This is a genomic window from Nostoc sp. CHAB 5715 (assembly GCF_020829685.1).
GTDB lineage: Bacteria > Cyanobacteriota > Cyanobacteriia > Cyanobacteriales > Nostocaceae > Nostoc.
The window spans coordinates 1-4,608 of sequence record NZ_JAIVFR010000620.1; the positions used below are offsets into that span (position 1 = coordinate 1).

At 44.9% G+C, this 4,608-nt stretch carries 4 protein-coding genes and 1 pseudogene; all 5 read right to left on the minus strand.

Annotated features, from left to right (window positions below; genetic code table 11):
• Positions 1-127, minus strand: a pseudogene (locus tag LC574_RS27510) (1-acyl-sn-glycerol-3-phosphate acyltransferase); the annotation flags it as partial.
• The gene (locus LC574_RS27515) at positions 121-2,697 is read right to left on the minus strand and encodes a cation-translocating P-type ATPase (RefSeq protein ID WP_229456831.1); all 2,577 of its coding nucleotides are present in this window, start codon (positions 2,695-2,697) and stop codon (positions 121-123) included. The pseudogene LC574_RS27510 and the gene LC574_RS27515, both read right to left, overlap by 7 nt.
• Positions 2,698-2,832: 135 nt before the next feature.
• Positions 2,833-3,096 (minus strand): hypothetical protein, encoded by a 264-nt coding sequence (locus tag LC574_RS27520; RefSeq protein ID WP_229456832.1) that lies wholly within the window; start codon positions 3,094-3,096, stop codon positions 2,833-2,835.
• Positions 3,097-3,192: 96 nt separating this feature from the next.
• Positions 3,193-3,468, minus strand: coding sequence for a TM2 domain-containing protein (locus LC574_RS27525; RefSeq protein WP_229456833.1), 276 nt, complete (start codon positions 3,466-3,468; stop codon positions 3,193-3,195).
• Between the two features lie 754 nt (positions 3,469-4,222).
• Positions 4,223-4,608: CPBP family intramembrane glutamic endopeptidase (locus LC574_RS27530; RefSeq protein ID WP_229456834.1), on the minus strand; the 386-nt coding region annotated here is incomplete at its 5' end.

Genomic DNA, 4,608 nt, shown 5'->3' on the forward strand with positions numbered 1-4,608 from the left:
TGGGGTCTGTAATTCGACCATCTGGGGTGCGAGTACCTTGCAAGAAAACACCGACAGCCCAACTGTTATTAAGATATTCTAGGGCGGAACGGATGGCATTGCGATCGGCATTTCCTCGACTCACGGGTGATGAGCTAATCGCCGTAATAATATTGAGTTTGTGACGACGCTAACAGAGCTAAAAGCCATTAATGCAGCAGCACCAGATGGGTTAAGAACAAAACCCAGACTAGGGAACAAAACGCCTGCCGCTAAAGGAATGCCAACTGTATTATATGCAAAAGCCCAGAATAAATTTTGGCGGATTTTATTGAAGGTGGCGCGACTAAGTTGAATAGATTCGACGACATCGTTTAAGCGATCGCGCATTAGGACAATTTCAGCAGTTTCCATTGCCACATCTGTCCCAGAGTGTAAAGCAATTCCTACATCTGCCTGGGATAAAGCTGGAGCATCGTTGATTCCATCTCCTACCATTGCGATTATTGAGTGGGGAGTGGGGAGTGGGGAGTGGGGAGTGGGGAGTGAGGAGTTAGGAGTTTTCTTTGTCCCCTTATCTGCTTGTCCCCCTTGTCTGCTTGTCCCTTCTAACTGGAGAGACTGTATTGCAGCCGCTTTTTTGGCTGGGGGAACACCCGCTATGACATCAGCACTATCTAATCCTAGTTGTTTGCCTATGGCATTAGCTGCTTCTTTGCGATCGCCACTAAGCAACATTACTCGTAAGCCCATCTGACGTAACTTGTCTACGGTGGATTGGGCATCTGGTCTGAGGGTATCAGAAACAGCAATTAACCCGGCTAAAGTTTCCCCAACAGCTACGCAAACGACTGTTTTACCATCTGTTGCCAAATCCTGTGCTACCTGTTGTGCAGCTTCGTTAATAGCAATGCCGTGCCAACTCAACCAGTCCCAGTTACCCAATAGTACAACTTTGCCCTCTACCACAGCAGACACTCCCAGTCCTGGTTCGGTGTGAAAGTCTACAGCCTCTGGAATAGATAACTGTTGTCGCTGTGCTTCTTGCTGAATCGCTTTTGCTAGGGGGTGGTGAGTACCGCTTTCTACGGCTGCTGCTAGTTGGATTAGGGAGTAGGGAGTAGGGAGTGGGGAGTGGGGTTCTTTACTCCCTACTCCCCATTCCCCACTCCCCATTTCTTCAATTAACAGACAATCTGTAACGATGGGATTACCCGTGGTCAAAGTGCCGGTTTTATCAAAGACTACGGTGTTTAATTGGTGTACTTTTTCCAAAACGTCGCCGCCTTTGATTAACAGACCCCGTTCTGCGCCCATAGCAGTCCCGACAAGAATGGCTGTTGGTGTGGCAAGTCCTAAAGCACAGGGACAGGCGACTACCATAACTGCGATCGCTAGTTTTAAACTAATTAATAAAGGGGAGTGGGTAGAGACGCGATTAATCGCGTCTGTACTAGGTAGAGACGCCATTAATCGTGTCTGTACAGAGTGGTGAGCGTGGCTGATCATTTCCATGTCACCAGACATGCTGACATCAGTCCAGATGTGAGTACCGAAAAAGTACCAAAATACAAATGTCAATATAGATGCTGTCAGCACTCCGTATGTAAAGTAACCAGCTACTGTATCTGCTAATTTCTCTACTGGTGCTTTCCGAGTTTGGGCGGCTTCTACTAGGGCGACAATTCGAGCTAAAGTTGTATCACTTCCAGTACGGGTTGTCTGAATAGCGATCGCTCCTGACTGGTTTAGCGTCCCTCCTGTCACCGGATCGCCTGGTTGCTTGATAACTGGTACGGCTTCCCCAGTCAACATGGATTCATCCACCGTTGTTTTACCAACCACCACTTCACCATCGACAGGGATTTTATCACCTGGCAGCACTTGTACCCATTCACCAACACGCACCTGTTCAGCAGGAATCTCTACGCTAGAAGATCCCATTCCTCCTTTCTCTGGGTTGGCAATCAACCGCGCTACCTGTGGCTGGAGTGCTAACAATTTCCTAAATGCAGCAGCAGCACGACCTCTAGCTTGTTGCTCTAATGTTCTTCCTAAGAGAATAAAGCCCAGCATCATTACTGGTTCGTCAAAGAAGCACTCCCAACCCATTTGGGGAAAGAGCAAAGCTACTAAACTCGCAAGGTAGGCTGTCAGCGTTCCTAATCCCACCAAGGTGTTCATGTTAGGCGCATTTCGCCGCCAGCCCAGCCAGCCATCTACTAAAATCGGGCGACCGGGAATTAATAGCGCTACTGTCGCCAGTCCACAGTGAAACCAGATGTTATTTAGCACTGGTAGCACTGAGCTACCAAGATTACCAAAATGTCCACTTCCCGACAATAATAGTAAGATTGCAGCGATCGCCAACTGCCTAAAAGAAGAGCGCATTTCTTTGCGTTGTCGTTCTGCTGGGTCTGGTAAGGTAGATATCTCGCCTGCTACTGTGCCACTAGGTTTTCGGGGTTGAGTCGGGAATCCAACGGCTGTTAATCTCTGTGCTAGTGCATCTGCATCTACCGCACCAGTTTCTGACTCTACAACTGCTACCTCTGTGGCCAGGTTCACACAGGCACTCTTGACTCCTGGATGTTGGGTTAGCTGTCGTTCTACTGCATTTACACACCCAGCACACTTCATACCCCCAACATCGAGAATAATTTTCTCTAGGATTGGGTCAAATTCTGGGGCTAGCTTAGTTTTTGGGACAAGTTGCATGGCAAGTGTTTAGATTCGCTACAGAAATTCAACGCCTGAGTAAAAGCGTCTCTAATTTGAGCGTAGGCGAAATATGGAGCTACGACTGTATGTCAACCCTATTAAATTTCTTAATTTATCGTATCTCGCTGAGGGTCAATGACGGCTCCAGCGTAGATAAGTCACATAGATAATAGCTACCACCTGCATTGGCACGATCGCAATCAGGCTTTTTAAGAAATAATTGATTTCTAAATGAGACATAACGCTGAAATACCCTACGCCCAACAAGAAGAATATTGCCCAGTTAAGCTGTTTAGGTTTGAAAATGAGCATATCAAAACGCAACGCGAAAGTCATTAGTCCAAGAGAAACCACCTCCACAAGGGGCGTGGTTTGAATTAGTCCGATGAAAGACAAAGTTTTTTTCGCTCAGAAAGGGCGAGGTATATACCAAAAACTCTTTATGAATAAAAAGAAATATAATCTGCCTCCAGCATCAACTGCCTTCTTGCACTAAAACCAGCCCTGCTTATTCACAAAGTAGGTATTTACAAATTCTTCAGGGGACTTATTCAAGTAGATCATGCCTTCAATTAAACCTACAAGTAGCATAATTAACAAGGCAATTCCGTAGGTAAAAGAACCTCCGACTACAGAAATTACCAACATGATAAAGCCTTCTGGAGCGTATCCTAAAATAAATTTATGAACTCCAAATCCTCCAAGGATAATGCCACAGTAACCAGCTAGAAGTTGTTTGGTAGGGTGACTGGGGTTGAGATTTGACATAGTGCTGCTCCTTAATAAGTGAGGTATAAAAATAAAGTCTTTATTGTAATCAAAGCAAATACATTTACTTGCTTAATACATATATTTTTAATTTTTTCAGTACAAGTAAGCCCCAAGAAAAATAACCAAAATCAGCGTATTTCTATTCCAGAGAGGACGCTGAAATTTATTCCGGCATAGCCGGAAAATCTGGCGCTCCTTAATAACTTTTGGTAGATTTGACGATCACAAACCCTGGTGCGGCAATTTTACTTTATCTTGAAAAGAATGAACCTCAATAATCAGCGAAAACTGCTACACCACTTTTTACAAGTCCATCAGTATTATTTCCGGATTTTTTTGCGACGCCGAATAGCCCGCACTTCGACATACTTCGACTGCGCTCAGTACAAGAAGCTCAGTGACCATCGTAGACATCGCTTCCATCGAGCGTGAAACGCGATCGCATCAATAACGAGATCAGTTATGGACTAATGACTAATGAATCTCGCGTTGCGGTTTGATTTGCTTTTGCCATTATCTAAATTGGCTTTTGGGCTATTATTTATGTTTGTGAGCAATATAACTAGTAAATTGTTCTTATACCAATTCTGTATGAAGATGCATATAAAGAACCCCACCGCCTTCGGCACCTCCCCGATGCTTTGGGGAGGTTGGGAGGGGTCAAAATAATGTGCAGCTTCACATAAAATTGATATTACTTATGCAGATAAAATCAGATATTTATATTTTTCGCAACAGTACTAAATTAGTTTTAATTACTACCTAAAACAAATAAACTTAATAATGTACCACTATTCCAGAGGCTGTGGAGGAGCATAGGAGCAAGGAGGTTGCGCGATCGCGTGTAAACGACCCCTAAGACAATCCCCAATGCAGTGAGTGGAAGAATTTCCGACAAGCTGAGGTGAGCGATCGCAAACAATAAGCTACTGGTTAGAATCGCTCCCCACACGGGTAAGTAGCGAGTCAGAGAGGGTAACAAAAAGCCGCGAAACAGAATTTCTTCAAAAAATGGAGCTGCGATCGCTGCTGTAAAGAAAAATATGCCAAGTGCTACAGCATCTTGGCTTTCCAGCGCTAATTGCAACAGGGGGTTACTACCACCCTGTCCTTGCCATAGCTGTTGATTGATCAAAG